The sequence below is a fragment of the Aurantimonas litoralis genome, from assembly GCF_026153195.1.
GTDB classification, from domain to species: Bacteria; Pseudomonadota; Alphaproteobacteria; order Rhizobiales; family Rhizobiaceae; genus Aurantimonas; species Aurantimonas coralicida.
Genome location: NZ_JAPFBM010000005.1, coordinates 187025 through 210666 on the forward strand (window position 1 = coordinate 187025; position 23642 = coordinate 210666).

The window sequence follows — 23642 nt, forward strand, 5'->3', positions numbered from 1 at the left end:
TCGGGCAGCTACCTGCAGGTCGACATGCACATGGCCTATTTCGCCGGCCTTGCGGTGATCGGCGCCCTGTTCGACTGGCGGGTGATCGCCGGGGCGACCGTGGCCACGGCACTGCATCACATCCTGCTGAACTTCCTCATTCCCGCGGCGATCTATCCCGGCGGCACCGATCTCGGCCGGGTCAGCCTCCATGCGGTGATCCTCCTGGTCGAGGCAGGCGTCCTCACCTGGCTGGCGATCAAGGTGAGTGGCATGTTCGCAGCGGTCTCCGCAGCAAGCATCGCGGCCCGCGAGGAGCAGGAGCGGGCCGAGCGGCTGAACCGGCAGGCGGCCGAACTGCGCGACGCCGACGCCCAGAAGGAAGCCCGGCGCGCCGCCCTCGACAATGCCAAGGCCGAGGACCTGCGCGCCTTCGTCGGTGTCGTCGAAGTGGGCTTCGAGCGCCTGTCGGCCGGTGACCTGACCGTGCGCATGCAGGACAAGGTGGCCGAGGAATTCGAGCCGATCCGGGCGAAGTTCAACGCCAGTGTCGCCTCGCTGGAAGAGGCCATCGGCCATGTCGTGACCTCGATCGCCTCGATCCGCACCGGTCTCGGCGAGATCAACACCGCCTCGAACGATCTCGCCCACCGCACCGAACAGCAGGCGGCGAGCCTCGAAGAGACCGTCGCGGCTTTGGGCGAAGTGACCCAGGCCGTCAACGAGACCGCCGAGGGTGCCGGCAAGGCGCAGCAGGTCGCGTCCGGTGCCCGCGAGAAGGCCCAGAAGGGCGGCGAGGTCGTCGGCAAGGCGGTCGCGGCCATGGGCCAGATCGAGCAGTCTTCGGAGAAGATCAACTCGATCATCTCCGTCATCGACGAGATCGCCTTCCAGACCAACCTGCTGGCGCTGAATGCCGGCGTCGAGGCGGCGCGGGCCGGCGAGGCGGGCAAGGGCTTTGCGGTCGTCGCCCAGGAAGTGCGCGGGCTCGCCCAGCGCTCGGCGGAAGCGGCCAAGGAGATCAAGACCCTGATCGCGACGTCCCGCGAGCAGGTCGGCACCGGCGTCGAACTGGTCACCGCGTCCGGCAAGTCGCTGGAAGAGATCGTCACCGAGGTCAGCGCCATGGCCGAACTCATCTCGACCATTGCCTCCTCGGCCCGTGAACAGGCGACGAGCCTGCGGGAAGTCTCCGGCGCGGCCGACCAGATGGACAAGGTGACCCAGCAGAACGCCGCCATGGTGGAAGAGGCGACGGCGGCCAGCCAGACGCTGGCCAACGAGACCGACGAGCTAGCCCATGCCATGGCCAAGTTCAGCACCGGTGCCGGCAATGCGGGCGCCCGGTGGGACGACCGCACGCATCATGCAGGACGCCCGGCTTCGCCCCGCCGCGCAGCCTGACCCGAGGGGAGGCCATTCGGAGCCGCGCCACAGCGGATCCGAAAGCGATAAACGCGTAGATCGAGCCCGGGGCAGGAGACTGCTTCGGGCTCTGGCGTTCAGGGGTCGGAGACGGTTCCCGAAGCCGGTTCGATCGTTTGTGTTGCACTGCACGCGTTGCCTCTCTTAACTGCCGCGAGAACGGTGGAGAGATCACATGCAGATGCAGGGCAATGTCGCGGTCGTCACGGGCGCCGGATCGGGGATCGGCAGGCAGATCGCATTGAGTTTCGCCCGCGAGGGCGCGCGTCTGGCGATCTGCGACATCGACATGGCGGCTGCCGGTCGCGTCGTCGGCGAACTGGAAGAGGCCGGCGCCGAGGCGATGGCGGTGGAGATGGACGTCACCAGCGAGGAGGCGGTGAACAGCGGCGTCGACGCGGTGGCGCGCCGCTTCGGCCGGATCGACACCATGGTCTCCAATGCCGGCATCCAGATCGTCCATCCGATCGAGGACTTTCCCTATGCCGATTTCCGCAGGGTGCTGGCCATCCATCTCGACGGCTCGTTCCTGCTGACCAAGGCCTGCGTGAAGCACATGTATCCGCAGAGATCCGGCTCGCTGATCTATATGGGCTCGGTGCACAGCCACGAGGCGTCGGCGCTGAAATCGGCCTATGTCGCGGCCAAGCACGGCATTCTCGGCCTCTCCCGGGTGATGGCCAAGGAGGGCGCGAAGCACGGCGTGCGCGCCAACACGATCTGCCCCGGCTTCGTGAAGACGCCGCTGGTCGAGAAGCAGATCCCCGAACAGGCGGCCAGGCTGAACATTTCCGAGAAGGAGGTGGTCGATCGGGTCATGCTGGGCGGCACCGTCGACCAGGAATTCACCACCATGGAGGACGTCGCCGAGATCGCGGTGTTCCTCGCCAGCTTCCGGTCGAATGCGCTCACCGGCCAGTCCATCGTCCCCAGTCACGGCTGGTACATGGCCTGACGCGACGCCGGTCCTATCTCCCGTCGCGGGACAACCGCACTGGAAGGGACCACATCGTGGAAATCATCAGCATTCAGCCGATCGTCGCGCTTATCGCGGGGGTTCTCATCCTCGTCATCCCGCGGCTTTTGAACATCATCGTGGCGCTCTATCTGATCTTCATCGGTCTGACCGGGCTGTTCCCCGACGCGCTCGCCCGCCTGGCCGGCTGACATGCCGACGCAACGCAAGCGCGTCCTGATCCTCGGCGGCGGCGCCGGCGGCTTGGAACTGGCGGCCGAGTTGGCCGCCGACAAAAGCTGTGCCGTGACGCTGGTCGACGCGGTCAGCACCCATCTTTGGAAGCCGCGGCTGCATGAATTCGCCGCCGGCACGGTGAATTCGACCCTTGCCGAGATCAGCTTCTACATGCTGGCCAAGATGCGCGGTTTCCGCTTCGAGCAGGGCCGGGTCGAGACGATCGACCGGGCGGCGAAGACCGTGCGGCTTGGCGACATGCACGACCACCACGGCCGGCTCCTGACCCCGGCGCGCAATCTCTCCTACGATGTCTGCGTCGTCGCGCTGGGCGGCGTCACCACCGATTTCGGCACCGAGGGTGTCGCCGAACACGCTATCCGGCTCGACACCAAGACCGATGCCGACGAATTCCGCGAATTGTTCATCGCGGCGATGATCGCGGCGCGGGCGGGTGCCGATCCGGCGCGGATCGTCATCATAGGCTCCGGTGCGACCGGCACCGAGCTGGCCGCCCATCTGCGCCTGTCGGAACAGGCCTTCTTCGAGCCCGAGGACGAGAATGCGCGCCGCAAGCTGCTCGACCTGACGATCCTGGAGGCGGCGCCCGAACTGATGCCGGGGGCGAATGGCGAGCTGCGAACCGGTGTCGCCGACCGGCTGAAGGCGCTCGACGTCTCGGTCGAGACCGGCGCCAGGGTCGCAGCGGTCACGGCCAGCGAGGTCCGGTCCGCCGACGGCAAGAGCTGGCCCGCCGACATCGCCGTCTGGGCGGCCGGGCTCGTCGGCCATCCCTGCCTGAAGGGGCTCGCCGACTTCGAGATGGACCGCAAGGGCCGCATCGTCGTCGACGACCGGCTGCGCACCACCGTCGATCCGGCGATCTACGTCCTGGGTGACGCGGCCAGCCATACGCCGGCCGGCGCCGCGATGCCGCTGCCGCCGACGGCGCAATGCGCCAGCCAGCAGGCCGACTATCTCGCCTCGGCGATCCCGAAGGCACTGGCCGAAACGCCGGGCCCCTTCGTCTTCCGCGACAAGGGCAAGCTGGTGTCGCTGGGCCGGGCCGGTTCGGTCGGACTGATCGGCTTTGCCCGCAAGGACGATTTCTACGTCGCCGGCCAGTTCGCCACCGCCGCCTATCACGCCCTGCAGCGCCAGCATCAATGGGCGGTGCTGGGGCCGCTCAGGGGCACGGTGGCGATCGTCGCCGACGTGATCAGTCCGGCGCGCGGGCCCGCCTTGAAGCTGCACGGCTGAAGCTGTTGCCCGCCGCTGCCTCCTGGCGGCGGGCGGCACGCAAACCCCTTGCGGATCGACGCGAAATGCCGATGTTAGTCCGTCGCACGCCCCCGGCGTCGGATCATTTCCACAAGCCATGCCCCGTGAGAAGGAACCAACAATGACCCATCCCGTCATTGCGGACGGCAATGTCGCCGTCGTCACCGGTGGCGCGTCCGGCATCGGCCTTGCCGCCGCCAAGCGCTTTGCCGCCGCCGGCATGACCGTCTGCCTGGTCGACCGGATCGAGGAGCGGCTCGCCGCCGCCAAGGAGGCCGTCGCAGCCGAGAGCCCGTCGGGCACGGTTCTGACGTCGAACACCGATGTCGGCGACCGCGCCGCGGTCGAGGCGCTGGCCAAGAACCTCTTCGGCCGCTTCGGCACGATCCATCTTCTGTTCGACAATGCCGGCATCCAGCCGGGCAGCAGCATCTTCGGGCCGCAGGCCAACTGGGACGCGGTGCTGCGGGTCAATCTGCACGGCGCCATCCAGGTCGCCCAGATCTTCGGCGAGCGCATGGTCGCCGGCGGCGAGCCCGGCCTGATCGTCGTCAGCGGTTCCAAGCAGGGCATCACCACGCCGCCGGGAGACCCGGCCTACAACGTCTCCAAGGCCGGGCTGAAGGCCTTTACCGAGGCGCTGCAGCACGATCTGCGCAACCGCGAGGGCGGCCGGGTCGAGGCACGGCTGATGATCCCCGGCTTCGTCTTCACCCCGCTGACGCGCCGCGATCGGGTCGAGAAGCCCGACGGTGCCTGGACGCCCGAACAGACCGCCGATTTCATGCTGGAGAAGCTCGGCACCGACGACTTTTACATCCTCTGCCCGGATGGCGAGGTGACCCGCGAGATGGACGAGAAGCGCATCGCCTGGGCGGCGGGCGACATCGTCGAGAACCGGCCGCCGCTGTCGCGCTGGCACAGCGACTGGGCCGAGAAGTTCAAGGCCTGGTCTGCGGGGCGCTAAGGCGCCGGGTTCAATCGCGGTTGCGGGCGAAGGCTAGCAGGCGGTCGACGGCGATCACCCGCTGCAGCTCGTCCGCGATCGCATCCAGCGCCGCTTCGACGCCGGCACGGTAGCCGGTTTCGGCGGCGTCGAGGCCGAAGCGGGCGAGGAAGCTGCGGCGCCAGCCATCGGCGCCGAACAGCCCGTGCAGATAGGTGCCGAAGACCCGGCCGTCGGGCGATGACGCTCCGTCCGGCGCCCCGTCGATCAGGCAGACCGGCCGGGCGCAGTCGGGGCCGGCGGTGCGGCCGAGATGGATCTCGTAGCCTTCGAGCGGGGCGCCGTCGGGCGCGGTGACCCGCGCCTCGCGCACGGTCTTTTCCGGCTCCATGACCGTCTCGACATCCAGCAGCCCGAGCCCTTCCGCCTCGCGCACCGGCCCCTCGATGCCGTGCGGATCGCGCACCACGCGGCCGAGCATCTGGTAGCCGCCGCACAGGCCCACGACATGGCCGCCGCGGGCGTGATGGGCCGCAAGATCCCGATCCCAGCCATTCGCCCGGAAGGCGGCCAGATCGCCGATGGTCGATTTCGAACCCGGAATCAGCACCAGCGCGGCGTGATCCGGCAGCCGGTCGCCGGGCCGCACGAAGACGACGTCGATTTCCGGCTCGGCTTTCAGCGGGTCCAGATCGTCGAAATTGGCGATCCGGCCGAGCAGCGGCACGGCGACGGTCAGCTTCCGTCCGGCGCCTGGCGCCGACAACCGTTCCAGCGCCACCGAATCCTCGGCCGGCAGCTTCGCCGCGGCCGCCAGATGCGGCACGACGCCGAGGCTCGGCCAGCCGGTGAAGTCGGTGATGGCGGCAAGCCCGTCGTCGAACAGCGAGACGTCGCCGCGAAACTTGTTGATCAGATAGCCGGCGATCTGCCGCCGGTCGCCCTCGGGCAGGATGGCATGGGTGCCGACCAGCGAGGCGATGACGCCGCCGCGGTCGATGTCGCCGACGAGGATCACCGGCACGTCGGCGGCAGTGGCAAAGCCCATATTCGCGATGTCGTTGGCGCGCAGATTGATCTCGGCCGGCGACCCGGCGCCTTCCACGATGACGAGATCGGCATCGGCGGAAAGCCGCGCGAAGCTGTCGAGCACCGTATCGAGAAAGCCGGCCTTTAGCCGCTGGTAATCGCGGCCCTTCGCCTCGCCGGCGACCCGGCCGCGCAGGACGATCTGGCTGCCGGTCTCCGATTGCGGCTTGAGAAGCACCGGGTTCATGTCGACCGTCGGCGCCGTGCCGCAGGCCAGGGCCTGCAGCCATTGCCCACGGCCGATCTCGCCGAAGCCGCCGGTCTCCGGAATCAGCGCCACGGCGGCATTGTTCGACATGTTCTGCGGCTTGAACGGCCGCACCGAGAGGCCGCGCCGGGCAAACAGCCGGCAGAGGCCGGCGACCAGCACGGTCTTGCCGACATCCGATCCGGTGCCCTGGAGCATGATGGCGGGGGTCCGGGGCATGCGGCAGATCCTTGGCGGGGCGGGCAGGCGGCAGGAACGGATGCGGCGTCCTTGCCCCGCAATAGCATTGCTGCGACCGCCGACCCAAGCACCGTTGCCGGGCGCTTCGGCGGAGCTCGCGAACACTTCGTTTGACGGCGGGGCGGCTTGCGGTCTAGGCCATGGCTTGAACTGACGGTGCCCGCGTGACGGGCTGAAATCATTCCGGTGCGGCCGACCCAAGCAGGGGGCCAAGACGGAGCTGTCGGACCGAACCGCAGACCGGCTCCGGCCGCCGCGGCTCCTCCGGCTTCGAGATGAGAGGAACGGGGGCGATGAAGGCTTTGATGCTGTGCGGCCATGGCAGCCGCGACCAGGGCGCCATGATCGAGTTCGGCGGCCTCGCCGAGAAGCTGCGCACAAGGCTGCCCGACTGGTCGGTCGAGCACGGCTATCTGGAATTTGCCAAGCCGGTCATCCGCGACGGCCTCGACAAGCTGAAGGCATCCGGCGCCGAGACGGTGCTGGCGCTGCCGGGCATGCTGTTTGCCGCCGGCCACGCCAAGAACGACATCCCCTCCGTCCTCAACACCTATGCCGCGGCCAATGGCCTGCGCATCGAATATGGCCGCGAGCTCGGCGTCGACCTCAAGATGATCCGCGCCGCCGGCGAGCGCATCAAGGAATGCCTGCGCGCCGATGGCTGGCAGGACGGCGAGCCGCTGCACGACACCATGCTGGTGGTGGTCGGCCGCGGCGCCTCGGACCCCGACGCCAATTCCAACGTCGCCAAGGTCATGCGGATGCTGTGGGAGGGCCTCGGCTTCGGCTGGGGTGAGACGGTCTATTCGGGCGTCACCTTCCCGCTGGTCGAGCCGGGCCTCGAACATGCCAGCCGCCTCGGCTACAGCCGCATCGTCGTCTTCCCGTATTTCCTGTTCACCGGCGTCCTGGTGCGGCGGATCTACGACCAGACCGACATCGTCGCCGCCGCCCATCCCGAGATCCGCTTCCTCAAGGCACCCTATCTCGGCGCCCATGATCTGGTGGTGGAGACCTTCGTCGACCGCCTCGGCGAGATCCTCGAGGGCACCAACAACATGAACTGCCAGATGTGCAAGTACCGCGAGCAGGTGCTGGGCTTCGAGGCGGAAGTGGGCCTGGCGCAGGAGAGCCATCACCATCACGTCGAGGGCGTCGGCTCGTCGGCCGACTGCACGCTCTGCGACACGGTCTGCACCGGGGCCTGCCGGACCGCCGCGGCAGCGGCTGGGGCAGCGCATGCCCACGGCCACGATCATGGCCATGACCACGCGCATGACCATAAAACAGCCGCCGATCACGGGCACGGCCATGGGCATGACCATTCCCACGCCGATTCCCACGGCCACCATCACCACGCGGCGCACGATCATGCTCACGGGCACGGTCACGGCCATTCGCATGGTCATGGCGGTGCCGACCACCATCACCACCCCTATCCCCATGCCGACCACCCGCTCGGCCCGCGCTCCATGCGCAAGGGCTGACGGAGTGCCGCACTCCAGCTTCACGAGGATCGGATGACGCCGCTGTTCGACCGCTACGCGATCGTCGACTGGTCCGCATCGAACACGCCGACCACCGGCAAGGATTCCATCTGGATCGCCTTTGCCGAGCGCGAGGGTGCCGAGACGCGGCTTCTGGAAACCGCCAACCCGTCGACCCGCTCGGCGGCGATGGCGATGCTGCGGCAGTTCTTCCGGGACTCGCTGGCCGAGAACAAGCGCGTCTTCGCCGGCTTCGACTTCCCCTTCGGCTATCCCGCCGGCGCGGCCGCGGCGATCGCCGGGACGCCGGACTGGCGCGCCCTGTGGCATTTTCTCGCCGAGGCGATGCAGGACCGCGACGACAATTTCTCCAACCGCTTCGAGGTCACCGGCCGGCTGAACCGCGAGGCGCTGGCCTTCGCGCCAATGTACTGGGGCCGTCCGATGCACCAGGAGGTGCCGGGCCTGCCGGTTGCGCGGCCCGAGCCCTATCCGACGGCGCTGCCCGAAAAGCGCCTCGCCGAGCAGCGCACCGCCAAGGCCCAGCCGGTCTGGAAACTCGCCTTCGCCGGCAGCGTCGGCAGCCAGGCGATTACCGGCATTGCCCGGCTCGAGCATCTGCGCCGCGATCCCGAATTTGCCGAGCACGTGTCGGTCTGGCCTTTCGAGACGCGCTTTGCCGACGATCTCGGCGCGCCGATCGTGCTCGCCGAGATCTATCCGAGCCTCGCGGCGATCGAGAAGGGCGAGAAATCCTGTCTCGACGAGGCGCAGGTGGAAGGGCTGGCAGACATCTTCGCCCGCTTCGATGCCGAGGGCCGCTTCGGCGAGCTTCTGGCGGCGCCGACCGATCTCTCCGAGGCGGAGCGCGGCAGCGTCCTGACCGAGGAAGGCTGGATTGCCGGGCTCGGCCACCGGCTGGCCGAAACGGCGGCCGAGGAGCCGGACGCCTATGTCGCGCCGGGCTCGCGGCTCAACTATCTGCGTGATCCCGCCGCGATCTATGCCGAGAGCTTCCGGCAGATCCGCGCCGAGACCGACCTGTCGAACCTGCCGGAAAACGCCCACGACCTCGCCATCCGGCTGATCCATGCCTGCGGCATGCCCGACATCGTCTCCGACCTCGTCCTGTCGGAGGACGCGATCGAGGCCGGACGCGCGGCGCTCGACCGGGGCGCACCGATCCTCTGCGACGCCGAAATGGTCTCCCACGGCATCATCTCCTCGCGGCTGCGCCAGCAGAACAAGATCGTTTGCCGGCTGAACGATCCGCGAACCCGCCGCATTGCCGAACGCGAGAGCACGACCCGATCGGCGGCGCAGGTCGATCTGTGGAACGACGTCATGGACGGCGCCATCGTCGCCATCGGCAACGCCCCGACGGCACTGTTCCGCCTGCTGGAGCGTATCGACGAGGGCGCGGCACGGCCGGCGCTGATCGTCGGCCTGCCGGTCGGCTTTGTCGGGGCGGCCGAATCCAAAGCCGAACTGGTGCGCGATCCGCGCGGCATTCCCTTCGTGACCCTGACCGGCCGGCGCGGCGGCAGCGCCATGGCGGCGGCGGCGGTCAATGCGCTGGCACAGGGGCTCGAATAGGCCATGACCGACGCGGCCCAGCCCTGGCTGACGGTGGTGGGAATCGGCGATGGCGGGCTCGACTCGCTGTCCTCGGAAGCGCTGGACGCGCTGCGCGCCGCCCGGACGATCTTCGGCGGCGCGCGCCATCTGGCGATGCTGGACGATTTCAGCGCCCAGCAGATCGCCTGGGAAAAGCCCTTCGGCGATTCCATGATCGCGCTGCAGGCCTGCGCCGGCTCGCCGACCGTGGTGCTGGCGACCGGTGATCCGATGTGGTTCGGCGTCGGTGCGACGCTGACGCGCCATGTCGATCCGGCAGAAATGCGGGTGCTGCCGTCGCCCTCGGCCTTCCAGCTGACCGCCGCCGCCCTCTGCTGGCCGCTGGCCGACTGCCAGTGCCTGACCGTGCACGGACGCCCGCTCGAGACGGTGTCGCGGCATCTGACGCCGGGCGCCCGGCTGCTGATCTATTCGGCGGACGGCAGCTCGCCGCAGGCTCTTGCGCGGCTCCTCACAGGTCGCGGCTACGGGCCCAGCCGGATCGTCGTCTGCGAGCATCTGGGCGGCACCCGCGAGCGCATCCGCGCCACGGTCGCGGCCGATTTCGACCTGACGGGCATCGCCGACCTCAACACCGTCGCGGTGGAGTGCGTCGCCGGCCGCGCCGCCGAACCGCGGCCACTGGTGCCGGGGCTTGCCGACGACGCCTTCGTCAATGACGGCAAGATGACCAAGCGGGTGCTGCGCGGCCTCGCCATCTCGGCCTTGCAGCCCTTGCCGGGCCATCTCCTGTGGGATGTCGGTGCCGGCTCGGGCTCGATCTCGGTGGAATGGCTGCGCACGGCGCCGGGCATGGCGGCAATCGCCATCGAGCCGGTGGCGGAGCGTCTGGCCATGGTCCGTGAGAATGCGGAAGCACTGGGCGTGCCGGAACTTCGCATCGTCGAGGGAGCCGCCCCGGACGCTTATGCCGATCTGCCGGCCCCCGACGCGATCTTCATCGGCGGCGGCCTGACCGACGGCGTGTTCGACTCCGCCTGGGAGGCGCTGAAGCCGGGCGGCCGGATGGTCGCCCATGCGGTTACGCTGGAATCCGAAGCAATCCTCCTCGACCTGCATGCGCGGCTCGGCGGCGAGTTGATGCGCATCCAGGTCGACCGGGCCGAAAAGGTCGGGCCCTATCGCGGCTTCCGGCCGGCCATGCCGGTCATCCACTGGCATGTGACCAAGAGCGACCGCCCGTGAGCGCGCCGGGAACCCTCTACGGGCTCGGCGTCGGGCCGGGCGATCCGGAACTCCTGACGCTGAAGGCGCTGCGCATCCTGAAGGCCGCGCCGGTGATCGCCTATCCCGCGCCCGATCACGGCACGAGCTTTGCCCGCGCCATCGTCGAAGGCTATCTGACCGGCGCGCAGGAGGAGATCGCCATCGTCGTGCCGATGCGCACCGAGCGCTTTCCCGCCGCCGCCATCTACGACGAGGCCGCGGCCAGGATCGGCGACCGGCTGGCCGCCGGCCAGGACGTGGCGGTGTTCTGCGAGGGCGATCCGTTCTTCTACGGCTCCTTCATGTATCTGTTCGAGCGCCTGTCGGGCCGTTTTCCGGTCGAGATCGTGCCCGGCGTCTCCTCGGTGATGGCCGCCACCGCCGCGTCGCGCCGCCCGCTGGCCGCCCGCAACGACATCCTGACGGTGATCCCCGGGCCCCTCGACGACGATGCCCTGCGCCAGCGGATCGAAGCGTCCGACGCCTTTGCCATCATGAAGCTCGGGCGGCATTTCGGCCGCGTGAAGGCGCTGCTCGGCGCGATGAAGCTGACTGACGCCTGCGCCTATTGCGAGCGCGTGACCCTGCCCGAGGAGCGCATCATGCCGCTGGCCGATGTGACCGGCGACGCCCCCTATTTCTCGATGATCCTCGGCTATCGCGGTGCCGAGCCCGGCATTCGGGACGCGGTCATCCAGCGCCGGAAGACCGCGCAATGACGAACCCGGCCATCATTATTCTCTCCGACGCGGCCCGGCCGCTCGCGGATCGCTTGGCGACGCATCTTGGCGGCGAAATCCACGGTGCAGCCGGTCGCTGCCTTGACGCGCCCGTTCGCTTCGAGGCCGCCGGTCCGCATCTGCAGGCGCTGTTCCGGGAAGGCCGGCCGATCGTCGCGCTGATGGCGGCGGGCGCGCTGATCCGCATCCTCGCGCCGCTGCTGTCGGACAAATCCGCCGAGCCGCCCGTCGTCGCCGTCGCCGAGGACGGCTCGGCCGCCGTGCCGCTGCTCGGCGGCCATCACGGCGCCAATGATCTCGCCCGGGCGATCGCGGCCGAACTCGGCGGCGTCGCGGCCGTCACCACCGCCGGCGACCTGCGCTTCGGCGTCGCGCTCGATGCGCCGCCGGCCGGCTGGCGGCTGGAGAACCCGCAGGATGCCAAGCCGGCCATGGCAGCGCTCGTCGCCGGTGTCCATGCCAGGCTGGAAGGCGAGGCCGCGCCCGCCGCCGACTGGCTGACCGCCTCGCAGATTCCCTTCGCCGCGGACGGCGCGGTGCGCCTGCGCGCCAGCATGGAAGCAGGGGAACCGAATGCCGGTGAACTGCTCTACCGGCCGCAGAGCCTCGTTCTCGGCATCGGCAGCGAGCGCCATGCGCCGGCCGAGGAGGCGATCGCGCTGGCCGAGGCGACGCTTGCCGAAGCCGGCGTCAGCCCGCTGGCGCTGGCCGCCATCGCCTCCATCGACCTGAAGGCGGACGAGCCGGCGGTTCATGCGGTAGCTGCGCATTTCGGCGTGCCTGCGCGGTTCTTTGCCGCCGCCGAGCTGGAGGCCGAAGCGCCGCGTCTTGCCACGCCCTCGGACATCGTCTTTGCCGAGACCGGCTGCCACGGCGTCGCCGAGGGTGCGGCGCTGGCATCCGTCGGCGCCGACGGGCGCCTGCGGCTCGCCAAGCGCAAGAGCCGCCGGGTCACCGCCGCGCTCGCCGAGGCGCCACGGCCGCTGGACGCAGGCCGCATCGGCCGCGCACGGGGCAGGTTGTCCGTCGTCGGCATCGGGCCGGGCGGCGCCGAATGGCGCTCGCCGGAGGTCAGCGACATGGTCGCCGCGGCCAGCGATCTCGTCGGCTATTCGCTCTATCTCGACCTGCTCGGTCCGCTGGCCGATGGCAAGACGCGTCACGATTTCGACCTTGGTATGGAAGAGGCCCGGGTGCGCCACGCCATGGAGCTGGCCGGTAAGGGCCGCGACGTGGCGCTGGTCTGCTCGGGTGATGCCGGCATCTACGCCATGGCGACGCTGGTCTTCGAGCTCCTCGACAAGGACGGCGTGTCGGCCGATGCCAGGCGGATCGCCATCGAATGCTCGCCGGGCATCTCGGCGTTGCAGGGCGCCGCTGCCCGCGCCGGGGCGCCGCTCGGCCACGACTTCTGCACCATCTCCCTCTCTGATCTCTTGACGCCGTGGGACGACATCCAGCGCAGGGTGCGCGCGGCGGGCGAGGGCGATTTTGTCATCGCCTTCTACAATCCCGTCTCCCGCAAGCGCCGCACCCAGCTCGCCTTCGCCCGCGACGAACTGCTGAAGCATCGGCCGGCCGACACCCCCGTGATCCTCGCCACCAATCTCGGCCGCACCGGCGAACGCCTGCGTGTCGTGCCGCTGAACGCCCTCGACGTCGATGATGTCGACATGCTGACCGTGGTGATCGTCGGCTCGTCCGACACGCGCACCGTCACCACCGGCGACGGGCGGGAGTGGGTCTATACGCCCCGCGGCTATGCCGGGAAGGCCGGCACCGGCATGGCGGAAAGCCCTCGAAAGGACAACGCGGCATGACCGTCCATTTCATCGGCGCCGGACCCGGCGCGCCCGACCTGATCACCGTGCGCGGCCTGCGCCTGATCGAATCCTGCCCGGTCTGCCTCTATGCCGGCTCGCTGGTGCCCGAGGCGGTGGTCAAGGCCGCACCCGAGGGTGCGAAGGTGCTCGACACGGCGCCGATGACGCTGGACGAGATCGTCGACGAGATGGCGGCGGCGCATGAACGCGGCGAGGACGTGGCCCGGGTGCATTCCGGCGATCCGTCGCTCTACGGCGCCATCGCCGAGCAGATCCGCCGCCTGAAGGCGCTCGACATTCCCTTCGACATCACCCCCGGCGTGCCGGCCTTCGCCGCCGCGGCGGCGGCCCTGCAGACGGAGCTGACCGTTCCTGAAATCTGCCAGACGGTGATCCTGACGCGCACGGCGATGAAATCGTCGAAGATGCCGGAGGGTGAGGAACTGTCGACGCTGGGCCAGAGCGGGGCGACGCTGGCGATCCACCTCTCGGTGCGCAACATCCCGCATATCCAGCGCGAGCTTCTGCCGCTGCCGGCCTATGGCGAGGATTGCCCGGCGGTGATTGCCTATCGCGTCGGCTGGCCCGACGAGGCGTTCATCCACGGCACGCTGGGCGACCTTCACCGCAAGGCGCGCGAGGCCAAGCTGACCCGTACCGCGCTGATCTTCGTCGGCCGGGCGCTGGGCGCCGAGGACTTCATCGATTCCAAGCTCTACGACGCGGGCCATGTCCATGTGCTGCGGCCGAGGCGCAAGCAGGCTGCGGTCTAGGCGGCGATGCCGAGGTGCGCGAGAACCGCGTCGAGCGAGCCGGCCAGTGGCGGCGGCGGGGCCGGGGGCCGCGCGATCATCACCACCGGCAGGCCCAGCCGGCGCGCGGCCTCGATCTTGGCGTATGAGGTCGCGCCACCGGAATTGCGGCAGACGAGATGGGTGATGCCGAGCCGGCGCAGCAGCGCGGCTTCGGTCTCTGCGTCTGAGGATGGCCGGCCGAGGACGATCTCGGCGGCAAACGCCAAGGGCGGTTCCGGCGGATCGATCATCCGCACGACGGGCGTCAGGTCCGGCCGATGCGCGAAGGGCGCGAGATGCTGCCGTCCCAGCGCGAGGAACGGCCTTGCGCCGACGGGCAGGGCGTCCCGCGCAGAGCCAAGGCAATCGGCGTCGATCCAGTTGTCGTCCGCCTGCTTGTCCCAGGCCGGGCGGACGAACGCGATCCGCTGGACGTCGGCAAGCGCGGCGGCCCTGGCGGCATTGCGCGAGATGCCGGCGGCGAAGGGGTGGGTGGCATCCACCAGCCAGCTCACGCCAGACTCACGCAGGAAGGCTGCAAGCCCCTCGGCGCCGCCGAAGCCGCCGATACGGATCTCGCAGCCCGCAGGCAGGATCGGCCTGGCCGTGCGCCCGGCGAGCGACAGGACGATCCGCGGCGCAGGCTCGCTCGCGCAGAGCCGGCTTACCAGCGCGTTCGCCTCCGCGGTGCCGCCGAGGATCAGGATCGTCTCAGCCGGTGCGGGCAACCACGCCTCCGGCTCGGTCGACCACGATGATCTGCGGCACAACGGGGGCGCCGCGCAGGATGGCGGCGGCGCTGCCCTGCGCCCGTACGGCAATCGCGTCCGCAAGATCGATGTTCTCGCTTGCGCAAAGGTCCAGCACGGCCTTGGCCGTGTTGGCGCCAAGGATCGTCTCGCGCAGGGCTGCGCCGCGCTCGGGCGCGATCGTCTCGGCCAGGCTGGCGAGGAAAGCGAAATCCACCTGGCTGCGGCCAGAATGCAGGTCCATCGCGCCCTGGGCCAGCTTGGTCAGCTTGGCGAAGCCGCCGGCGATGGTGACGCGGGGCACCGGATGGGCGCGCAGATATTTGAGCAGCCCGCCGGCGAAATCCCCCATGTCGAGATAGGCGATTTCCGGCAGCTCGGGATGCAGCGCCCGCGCGGCATCCTCGCTGGCCGAGCCCGTGGCGCCGACGACATGGTCGAGCCCGGCCGCCCGTGCCACGTCGATGCCGCGGTGGATGGAGTGGATCCAGGCCGAGCAGGAGAAGGGGTGGACGATCCCGGTCGTGCCGAGGATGGACAGGCCGCCGAGAATACCGAGGCGCGGGTTCCAGGTCCTGGCGGCCAGCGCCTCGCCATCGGTGACCGACAGGGTGATCTCGACATCCGCCGAGCGGCCGTGTTCGCCGCAGAGCGCCGTAACGACGTCACGCATCATCAGCCGCGGCACCGGATTGATCGCCGCTTCGCCGACCGCGATGGGCAGGCCCTCGCGGGTCACCGTCCCGACGCCGGGCCCGGCGCGAAAGGAGACGCCGGAGCCGGGGGCGCCAAAGCGAAGCGTCGCGATGATCTCGGCGAGATGGGTGACGTCGGGATCGTCGCCGGCATCCTTGATGATCGCCGCCATGGCGCGGTCGCCGGCCAGATCGGCGCGGTTCAGCGCGAAGGCGGGCGTCTCGCCTTTGGGCAGGGTGATCGTCACCGGATCGGGGAAGTCGCCGGTCAGAAGTGCGGCGAGGGCGGCCTTGGTGGCTGCAGTGGCGCAGGCGCCCGTGGTCCAGCCCCGGCGCAGGCTTTCGCCCTTGTCGCGGGACCCGTCCGTGCTGTCGTCGCCGAGATTGAAGCCCATCGGCGCCTTATAGGCGGGGCGGGGGCCGGCGGAAAGCGTCCGGTTGCCAATGCGGGGCCGGGGTCCGGGTGATGAGCGGACTGATGATCGCCGCGCCCCATTCGGGCGCCGGCAAGACCAGCGTGACCCTCGGGCTCCTGCGAGCACTGCGGCGCCGCGCCATCGCGGTCGGATCGGCCAAGGCCGGGCCGGACTATATCGACCCCGCCTTCCATGCCGCCGCCAGCGGCGCGCCCTGCGTCAATCTCGATCCCTGGGCGATGCGGCCGGCGCTGCTCGCCGAACTGGCGGCAGAGGCCCGCGGGACGGGCGGCCTTGTGGTCGAGGCGATGATGGGCCTGTTCGACGGTGCGGCCGATGGCAGCGGTTCGGCCGCCGATCTCGCGGCCCGGCTCGGGCTGAAGATCGTGCTGGTCGTCGACTGCGCCCGCCAGTCCCATTCGGTGGCGGCATTGGTGCGGGGCTTCGCCAGCCATCGCGAGGATATCCGGATCGCGGGCCTGATCCTCAACCGTGTCGGCTCGCCGCGTCATGCCAGGCTGCTCACCGAGGCGCTGGCCCCCCTCGGCATTCCGGTCCTGGGCGTACTGCCGAGACAGAGTGATCTCGCCCTGCCCGAGCGCCATCTGGGGCTGGTGCAGGCCGGCGAGCACGCCGATCTCGACGCGTTTCTCGACCGGGCCGCCGACTGGATCGACGCCGGCTGCGACGTGCCGGCCCTTGCCGCTCTGGCCGGCGGCGACGACCCGCAGGGCAGCCATCCGCAGGCGACACCGCTTGCCCCGCTCGGCCGCCACATCGCGATCGCCCGCGACGCGGCCTTCGCCTTTGCCTATCCGCATCTCATGGATGGCTGGCGACGGGCCGGGGCCGAACTGTCCTTCTTCTCGCCGCTGGCCGACGAGGCGCCCGACGACCGCGCCGACGCGATCTATCTGCCGGGCGGCTATCCGGAGCTCCATGCCGGGCAGATCGCCGGGGCCAGCCGCTTCAAGGCAGCCATGCTGGCCGCGGCGGCGAGGGGCGTTGCGATCTATGGCGAATGCGGCGGCTATATGGTGCTCGGCGAGGCGCTGACCGATGCGGAGGGCGACACTCATCCGATGCTCGGCCTCTTGCCGCTGCGCACGAGCTTTCGCGAGCGCCGGCTGCATCTCGGCTATCGTCGGCTGACGCCGTGCGGCCCGGGTCCCTGGGCCGGACCGCTGCGGGCGCATGAGTTTCACTACACGGCCATCGTCTCGGAAGGGCCGGGCGACCCGCTGTTCACCGCCGAGGATGCGCGCGGCGAGGCACTGGGCGATTACGGCCTGCGGCGGGGAAGCGTCTTCGGCTCCTTCCTTCATCTCATCGATGGGGAGGCGTGATGGCGTCGCCCGATCCCAAAGCGCTCCAGCATGGCGGGGCACTGGATGCGGCGATCGTGCGCCATGGTGGCGCACGGGCCGACTGGCTCGACCTGTCGACCGGCATCAACCCGTCACCGCCCCCTCTGCCGGAACTCGATCCGACGCTCTGGCAGCGGCTCCCCGAGGCCGGGCTCGAGCACGACGCGCTGGAAGCGGCGCGGCGCTGCTACGGCGCGCCCGACATGGCCGGCGTCGTCGCCGCCCCCGGGACGCAGGCGCTGATTGCGGCGCTTCCGCATCTCTTCGCGCCGACGGATGTCGCGATCCTCGCGCCGACCTATTCCGAGCACGCCCTGACCTTCGCCGCCGCTGGCCACCGGGTCACCCGCTTCGCGCAGTTGGAGGCAGTGTCGGCCGAGGCGCGGATCGTGGTGGTCGTCAACCCGAACAATCCCGATGGCCGTATCTTCGAGCCGGCGGAACTGCTCGCCCTCGCCGATCGGCTGGCGGCGCGGGACGGCCTTCTGGTCGTCGACGAAGCCTTTGCCGATGTCGATGGGTCCCGCTCGCTCGCGTCTCGCACCGGGCGCGACGGGCTGCTGGTCTATCGCTCCTTCGGCAAGTTCTTCGGTCTGGCGGGGCTGCGCCTCGGTTTTGCACTGACGACGCCGGCCCTGACCGCGCAGCTCGGGGAGAGGCTCGGCACCTGGGCGGTCTCCGGACCGGCGCTCGCCATCGGCGCGGCGCTGCTGGGCGATGACGCTCTCGTGGCGGAGACGCGGGCCGGCATCCTGCAGCAGCAACGGTTCCTGAGGGCCACGCTCGGCGCCGTCGGCCTGCCGCTGGTGGGCGGCACGGGGCTATTCGCCACCGTCGCGCATCCGCGCGCCCACGATCTCTTCGCTGCACTCTGTCGGCGCCGCATCCTCACCCGACCGTTCCAGACGCCCGGCGACTGGCTGCGATTCGGCAATCCTGCGGATGGGGCAGAGGCCGCGCGTCTTGAAGCGGCGTTGCGCGTGGCGCTCGCCGAAATCGACGGCGCGCCATGAGCCTGCATTTCGCCCTGCTTCTTGCCGGGACGGGGCTGGACCGGCTGGTGGGCGACCCGGATTGGCTCTGGCGCCGTCTGCCGCATCCGGTGGTGCTGTTCGGCAAGGCCGTCGATGCCCTGGATGCGAGGCTCAACCGCGAGGGCTCTTCCCAGGCCCGCCGGCGACGAAACGGCTTTGTCGCCGCTGCGATCCTCATCGTCGGAGCGGTCGCGATCGGCCTCGTCCTGTCTCGCGTGTTCGCCATGGCGGGACCGCTCGGCTGGGTGCTGGAGATCCTCGTCCTGGCGGTGTTTCTCGCCCAGAAGAGCCTCGTCGACCATGTGCGCGCCGTCGCCGACGCGCTGGAGTGCGAGGGGCTGGCCGGGGGACGGCGGGCAGTGGCGATGATCGTCGGCCGCGATCCCGATGCGCTGGACGAGGCCGGGGTCTGCCGGGCGGCCATCGAGAGTCTCGCCGAAAACGCCTCGGACGGGGTGGTGGCGCCGTTCCTCTGGTATCTGGTTTTCGGCCTGCCGGGGCTGCTGGCTTACAAGGCGGTTAACACCGCCGATTCGATGATCGGCCATATGAATGCCCGCTACCGCGCCTTCGGTTTCGCCTCGGCAAAGCTCGACGACGCCATGAACTGGCCGGCGGCGCGGCTCACCGCGCTGCTCTTCGCCCTCGCCGCCGCCTTTCGCGCCCGCCGCTCATCCTTGGTCGGCGCGGTGATGGGTATCGTCCGGCGCGATGCGCCGCGGCACCGCTCGCCCAATGCCGGCTGGCCGGAGGCTGCGGTCGCCGCCGCCCTCGATCTGTCGCTGGGCGGCCCGCGGCGCTACGGCGAGCTCGTGGTCGATGCGCCGATGCTCAATCCGGCGGGACGGCGTGGCGCGAATGTCGCGGACATCGCGGCGGCGCTCGGCCTGTTCGGCGGGATGGCCAATCTTCTCCTGTCGATCGCGGCGATCCTCGCTCTGGCGGCCTGGACCCTCGGCCTGTGAGCCTCTCAGCCGATGGAGACGGCAAGGCCGGTCAGGGCTGCCAGCTCGACGAGCTGCTGCGCGGCGCCGAGGCAGTCGCCGGTCTGGCCGCCGAGCCGGCGCATGATGAAGCGACGAAAGCCGAAAAGGGTCAGCGCCCCGAAGGCGTAGCCGGCCAGTGTCGTGCCGATGCCACAGGCGATAAGACCGCCGGCGAGATAGAGGATCGTGCCGATCATGAGCGACAGCCGGCCGGTGCGGGTGTCGGGCCGGCCGACGCGGTCGGCGAGGCCGCCGGGATCGGCCGAGACGAGCGACGACCACAGCCAGGCCATGGCGCCGCGACTGACCGCCGCGACGGCGACCAGCGCCAGCGCCGCGCTGGGGGCTCCGTAGGTGCCCGCGAGTTCGGCGACGAGGGCGATGCGCAGGATTACCGACAGGACGAGCGCCAGCGCGCCATAGCTGCCGACCCGGCTGTCCTTCATGATCGCCAGCGCGCGTTCGCGCTCGTGATGGCCGCCGAGCCCGTCGGCGACGTCGCCCAGCCCGTCCTCGTGCAGGGCGCCGGTGGTGAACACCAGCGCGGCGACGGCAAGCGTTGCGGCGACCAGCGGCGACAGGCCGAGCGCGGCGGCAAGCATGAGAACCAGAGCCGCCGGCAGCGCGGCGATGACGCCCGCCACCGGAAAGGCGTGGGTGTCGTCGCCGAGGGGATGATGGCCGGAGAAGGCCCATGGGGCCGGCGGCATGCGGGTGAGGAAGGCGAGGCTGCGCAGCGTCGCGGCGACATATCGCTCCATGGCGGCTCTTGCTCCCCGCGCGCGGCTGCGCCATTGCGGCGGCAACGCTTTCCATTCCCGAGCGGCGCCGCGCGCCGTCAACGTTCCGGAACCTAGAGGATTCGCTCCATGTCCACCACCGGACTGCCCTTCGACGACATTCGCGATCTGGTCCGCCGCATGCCCGGCCCCGACGTGGCCGCGGTGAACGCCAAGCGCGAGCGCGAGGCGCAATTGACCAAGCCGGCGGGCGCCCTCGGCCGCATGGAGGAACTGTCGGAATGGCTCGCCGCCTGGCAGGGGCGCCAGCCGGCCGTGCGGCGCCCGCTGGTTGCAGTCTTTGCCGGCAATCACGGCGTCACCCGGCAGGGCGTGTCACCCTTTCCGCCCGAGGTGACGGCTCAGATGGTGTCGAACTTCGCGGCCGGTGGCGCGGCGATCAACCAGATCTGCGCGACCTACGATCTCGGCCTGAAGGTCTTCGACCTGGCGCTGGAAGTGCCGACGAAGGACATCACCGAAGAGGCGGCGATGGACGAGCGCACCTGCGCCGCCACCATGGCCTTCGGCATGGAGGTGCTGGCCGGCGAGCCCGACCTTCTGTGCATCGGTGAGATGGGCATCGGCAACACCACCGTTGCGGCGGCGATCTTCACGGCGCTGTTCGGCGGCGAACCGCGCGACTGGGTCGGCCCCGGCGCGGGACAGGATTCGGCCGGGGTGGAAAAGAAGGCCGAGGTGGTGGCCCGGGCCCTGGCCTGCCACGCGGGGCATCTGTCGGATCCGCTGGAGGTGCTGCGGCGCCTCGGCGGACGCGAGATCGCGGCGATGGCCGGCGCGATCCTCGCCGCGCGCATGCAGAAGGTGCCGGTGATCGTCGATGGGTTCGTCTCGACCGCGGCGGCGGCGGTGCTCCACGCCATGGACCCGCAGGCCCTCGATCATTGCCTGTTCGGCCATGTCTCGGCCGAGCCGGGCCATATCCGGGCGCTGGAGGCGATGAACAAGGTGCCGCTGCTCGCCCTTGGCATGCGGCTGGGCGAGGGCACCGGGGCGGCGCTGGCTGCCGGCATCGTCAAGGCGGCGGCCGAATGCCATTCCGGCATGGCGACCTTCGAACAGGCGGCGGTCTCGAACCGGGTCTAGGCGCGCGCCAGCTCGCCGGGAGCGATCCCGGCGACGGCCTGCTGCATGGCGTCGCTGGTTTGCATGAGAGCCCGGGCGGCCTCGGCCGTCATGGGGCGACCGAGGAGATAGCCCTGGGCCGTTCCGCAGCCAAGGTCGAGCAGGCGGGCCAGCTGCTCCTCGCTTTCCACGCCTTCGCCGGTGGTAGCGATCGACAGGTCCTTGGCCATCATGGTGACGGCCCGCAGCACCGCCAGCGAACTGACATCGTCGGGCGCGGAATCGATGAAGCTGCGGTCGATCTTGATCCGGTCGAGATCGAATTCGCGCAGATGCGCCAGTGACGAATAGCCGGTGCCGAAATCGTCCATCGCGATGCGCACGCCGAGGCTGCGCAGGGCGGTCAGGGTTGCGTTGATCCGGCGGCCGTCGTCGACCATGGCCGTCTCGGTCAGCTCCAGCTCCAGGCGTTGCGCCGTCAGGCCGTGCTCGGCCAGCGCCCTCGTCACCTGCCGCAGCATGTCGGTCTTGTGCAGCTGGACCGGGGAGACGTTGACGGACACGTAGAGTTCGCCGGGCCAGCGGCTGGCCTCGCGGCAGGCTTCGTTCAGCACCCATTCGCCGATCTCGGTGATCAGCCCGGTCTCCTCGGCCAAGGGGATGAAGTCGACGGGCGAGATCAGGCCAAGGGTCGGATGGGTCCAGCGGATCAGCGCTTCGAAGCCGACGAGTTCGCGCGTCGGCAGGTTGAACAGCGGCTGATAATTCAGCGAGAACTGGCCCTCCTTCAACGCCCGGACCATGTCCATTTCCAGGTCCCGGCGCTTGACCGCATCCTCCATCATGCCGCTTTCGTAGCGCTCGATGCGGTTGCGACCGTTCTTCTTGGCCTTGTAGAGGGCAAGGTCCGCCTGACGGACGACCAGGTCCGGGTCGTCCACGTCGTCGGCCGTGGCGAGGCCGACGCTGCAGCCGATGCTGATGCGGTGCTTGTCGGCCGTGAAGGGGCGCTCGAAGCCTTCGACCACGCGGCGCGCCAGCGTATCGCTGTGTTCGTCGTCGCCCGGCAGGATCGCCAGCTCGTCGCCACCGAGGCGGAAGATCAGATCGTTCGGATCGCAGCAGGCCCGCAGCCGGTCCGCGACCTGGATGAGCAGCGCGTCGCCGACCGGATGGCCGAGCGTGTCGTTCACCGCCTTGAAGCGATCGAGGTCGATCATCACGATGGTGGTCGGCTTGGCCGAATCGAAGCGCGCCTTCAGCTCGTCCTGGAAGCTGCGGCGGTTCGGCAGTCCGGTCAGCGCGTCGTGATAGGCCATGTGCGTGATCGTGGCCTGGACCTGCCGGGCCTCGGTCATGTCGTCATAGGTCAGGATCGCGCCGCCGTCGGCCATCGGGCAGCAGGCGACACCGATGACCCGGCCGTCGGCGAGATGGTGTTCGACCCGGGTGATGGTGGAGCGGCGCATCCAGACGGTGTGATTGTCGATCACCCGGTCGATCCGCGCGGCGTCCCAGCCCGCCTTGTGGCCGAAATTGTCGAGGAAGGACGACAGCGCCAGCCCCGAGCGTAATTCGTTCGGGCCGATGCCGAGCAGCTCGTAGGCGCGCTCGTTGTGCAGCGTGATGATCCCGTCCGGGCCGACCATGACGAGGCCGTTCGACATGTTCTGGAGCGCTGCTGACAGGACGCGCAGATGCTCCGCCGCGTCGGCAGCGGCCGCTCGCGACGAGGCGTCCAGCTTCTCGCCGTTCACGGCCAGGATGAAGGCGGTGATGAAGATCATCAGCGCGGCGAGCGCGACGAAGGCCGACAGCGTCACCGGTTCGACGATCCAGACCTCGGCGGCCGGGGCGGCGCTGAGGGTCAGGCCCGCAATCGCGATGAAATGCAGGAAGCAGACGCCCAGCACCATCAGCGCGGCGACGGCGAGGCGCTGCTTGCCACGGGGCGGCATCGACATCGCCGCGGCGAAGAACCCGGCGCCGGCGAAGAGCGAGATCAGCGTCACCAGTGGATCGTAGGCGGCGAGGCAACCCTGCAACGCGCTCATGCCGGTGAAGTGCATGGCACCGACACCGAGGCCGGCGATCGCGCCGAGCGCCATCCGGGCAGCCCGCGAATGCACCAGGACGGTCGCCGCCAGGGGCAGGCCGACGAACAGGATGCCGACGAACACCGACACGATCGTGACCATGGGATCGTAGCCGAGAATGACGTCGGGCCGGAAGCCGAGCATCGCCACGAAATGGGTCGTCCAGACGCCGAGGCCGGCAACCGCGGCGCTCACCGCCATCCACTTGTAGCGCCGGCCGCCTTCGACCGAACTGGCGCGGTCGAGAACGGTCAGGACGATCGCGGCCATGATGGCGCAGACGACGAGTGCCGTCGCGACGAAACCAAGGGAATGGTCGACGAGTAAGTTCTGCCCAAATGCGGCCAAGGAAACACCTGTCGCCGATATCCGGCCGTTTGGATCGG

The 23642-nt window shown here is 69.8% G+C and carries 19 protein-coding genes and 1 pseudogene; 15 read left to right on the plus strand and 5 right to left on the minus strand.

What is annotated here, in order from left to right; genetic code table 11:
- Window positions 1-252: 252 nt before the first annotated feature.
- From N7I30_RS12825 to N7I30_RS12845, 5 genes and pseudogenes are all read left to right on the plus strand, one after another.
- Window positions 253-1383 (plus strand): annotated as a pseudogene (locus tag N7I30_RS12825) (methyl-accepting chemotaxis protein); the annotation flags it as partial.
- Window positions 1384-1579: 196 nt separating this feature from the next.
- On the plus strand, window positions 1580-2359 hold the full coding sequence (locus N7I30_RS12830) for a 3-hydroxybutyrate dehydrogenase (RefSeq protein ID WP_498639308.1): 780 nt from the start codon (window positions 1580-1582) through the stop codon (window positions 2357-2359).
- Window positions 2360-2415: 56 nt separating this feature from the next.
- Window positions 2416-2571, plus strand: a complete 156-nt coding sequence (locus N7I30_RS12835) for a DUF3096 domain-containing protein (protein ID WP_081451439.1) — start codon at window positions 2416-2418, stop codon at window positions 2569-2571.
- Between the two features lies 1 nt (window position 2572).
- Window positions 2573-3856 carry an NAD(P)/FAD-dependent oxidoreductase gene (locus N7I30_RS12840; protein WP_498639311.1) on the plus strand — a complete coding sequence of 428 codons (1284 nt, stop codon included), beginning with the start codon at window positions 2573-2575 and terminating at the stop codon, window positions 3854-3856.
- 142 nt (window positions 3857-3998) lie between these two features.
- A complete protein-coding gene (locus N7I30_RS12845) occupies window positions 3999-4844 on the plus strand; it encodes an SDR family NAD(P)-dependent oxidoreductase (RefSeq protein WP_498639313.1) in 846 nt (281 codons plus the stop codon).
- A 10-nt stretch (window positions 4845-4854) separates the two neighbouring features.
- Here the strand turns inward: N7I30_RS12845 and N7I30_RS12850 are convergent, their stop codons facing one another.
- Complete coding sequence (locus N7I30_RS12850) at window positions 4855-6339, minus strand: cobyric acid synthase (RefSeq protein ID WP_498639315.1); 1485 nt, start codon at window positions 6337-6339, stop codon at window positions 4855-4857.
- Between the two features lie 314 nt (window positions 6340-6653).
- Here N7I30_RS12850 and N7I30_RS12855 point away from each other — a divergent pair, with 314 nt between their 5' ends.
- From N7I30_RS12855 to cobM, 6 genes are read left to right on the plus strand one after another with little or no spacing between them, the layout of a single operon-like run.
- Entirely contained in the window at window positions 6654-7847 is a 1194-nt protein-coding gene (locus tag N7I30_RS12855; RefSeq protein ID WP_498639317.1) for a sirohydrochlorin chelatase, read from the plus strand.
- 33 nt (window positions 7848-7880) lie between these two features.
- Window positions 7881-9443, plus strand: coding sequence for a precorrin-8X methylmutase (locus tag N7I30_RS12860; RefSeq protein WP_323133085.1), 1563 nt, complete (start codon window positions 7881-7883; stop codon window positions 9441-9443).
- A 3-nt stretch (window positions 9444-9446) separates the two neighbouring features.
- The gene (gene cbiE, locus N7I30_RS12865; protein ID WP_498639320.1) at window positions 9447-10670 is read left to right on the plus strand and encodes a precorrin-6y C5,15-methyltransferase (decarboxylating) subunit CbiE; all 1224 of its coding nucleotides are present in this window, start codon (window positions 9447-9449) and stop codon (window positions 10668-10670) included.
- Window positions 10667-11410 (plus strand): precorrin-2 C(20)-methyltransferase, encoded by a 744-nt coding sequence (gene cobI / locus N7I30_RS12870; protein WP_498639322.1) that lies wholly within the window; start codon window positions 10667-10669, stop codon window positions 11408-11410. The genes cbiE and cobI overlap by 4 nt, the downstream gene beginning before the upstream one ends.
- Window positions 11407-13251 carry a precorrin-3B C(17)-methyltransferase gene (gene cobJ / locus N7I30_RS12875; RefSeq protein WP_498639325.1) on the plus strand — a complete coding sequence of 615 codons (1845 nt, stop codon included), beginning with the start codon at window positions 11407-11409 and terminating at the stop codon, window positions 13249-13251. The genes cobI and cobJ overlap by 4 nt, the downstream gene beginning before the upstream one ends.
- On the plus strand, window positions 13248-14027 hold the full coding sequence (gene cobM / locus N7I30_RS12880) for a precorrin-4 C(11)-methyltransferase (RefSeq protein WP_498639327.1): 780 nt from the start codon (window positions 13248-13250) through the stop codon (window positions 14025-14027). The genes cobJ and cobM overlap by 4 nt, the downstream gene beginning before the upstream one ends.
- Here cobM and N7I30_RS12885 read toward each other — a convergent pair.
- Together N7I30_RS12885 and N7I30_RS12890 are read right to left on the minus strand one after the other, a co-directional pair.
- Entirely contained in the window at window positions 14024-14776 is a 753-nt protein-coding gene (locus N7I30_RS12885) for a cobalt-precorrin-6A reductase (RefSeq protein ID WP_498639329.1), read from the minus strand. The genes cobM and N7I30_RS12885 overlap by 4 nt on opposite strands.
- Entirely contained in the window at window positions 14760-15887 is a 1128-nt protein-coding gene (locus tag N7I30_RS12890; protein WP_498639331.1) for a cobalt-precorrin-5B (C(1))-methyltransferase, read from the minus strand. The genes N7I30_RS12885 and N7I30_RS12890 overlap by 17 nt, the downstream gene beginning before the upstream one ends.
- Window positions 15888-15958: 71 nt before the next feature.
- Here N7I30_RS12890 and N7I30_RS12895 point away from each other — a divergent pair, with 71 nt between their 5' ends.
- Genes N7I30_RS12895 through cbiB form a run of 3 tightly spaced genes read left to right on the plus strand, consistent with a single transcriptional unit; the run spans window position 15959 to window position 19274 of the window.
- Window positions 15959-17254 carry a cobyrinic acid a,c-diamide synthase CobB gene (locus N7I30_RS12895; protein WP_498639333.1) on the plus strand — a complete coding sequence of 432 codons (1296 nt, stop codon included), beginning with the start codon at window positions 15959-15961 and terminating at the stop codon, window positions 17252-17254.
- Window positions 17254-18288 (plus strand): threonine-phosphate decarboxylase CobD, encoded by a 1035-nt coding sequence (cobD, locus tag N7I30_RS12900; RefSeq protein ID WP_498639335.1) that lies wholly within the window; start codon window positions 17254-17256, stop codon window positions 18286-18288. Before N7I30_RS12895 ends, cobD begins: the two co-directional genes overlap by 1 nt.
- The gene (gene cbiB / locus N7I30_RS12905; RefSeq protein WP_498639337.1) at window positions 18285-19274 is read left to right on the plus strand and encodes an adenosylcobinamide-phosphate synthase CbiB; all 990 of its coding nucleotides are present in this window, start codon (window positions 18285-18287) and stop codon (window positions 19272-19274) included. Before cobD ends, cbiB begins: the two co-directional genes overlap by 4 nt.
- Before the next feature lie 5 nt (window positions 19275-19279).
- Here cbiB and N7I30_RS12910 read toward each other — a convergent pair whose 3' ends face one another.
- Window positions 19280-20056, minus strand: a complete 777-nt coding sequence (locus tag N7I30_RS12910; RefSeq protein ID WP_498639338.1) for an adenosylcobinamide-GDP ribazoletransferase — start codon at window positions 20054-20056, stop codon at window positions 19280-19282.
- A 108-nt stretch (window positions 20057-20164) separates the two neighbouring features.
- On the opposite strand from N7I30_RS12910, the gene cobT reads away from it, so the two are divergent.
- Entirely contained in the window at window positions 20165-21181 is a 1017-nt protein-coding gene (gene cobT / locus N7I30_RS12915; protein WP_498639340.1) for a nicotinate-nucleotide--dimethylbenzimidazole phosphoribosyltransferase, read from the plus strand.
- Here the strand turns inward: cobT and N7I30_RS12920 are convergent.
- Window positions 21178-23604 (minus strand): EAL domain-containing protein, encoded by a 2427-nt coding sequence (locus N7I30_RS12920; protein ID WP_498639342.1) that lies wholly within the window; start codon window positions 23602-23604, stop codon window positions 21178-21180. The two genes, cobT and N7I30_RS12920, sit on opposite strands and share 4 nt — an antisense overlap.
- Window positions 23605-23642: the final 38 nt, after the last annotated feature.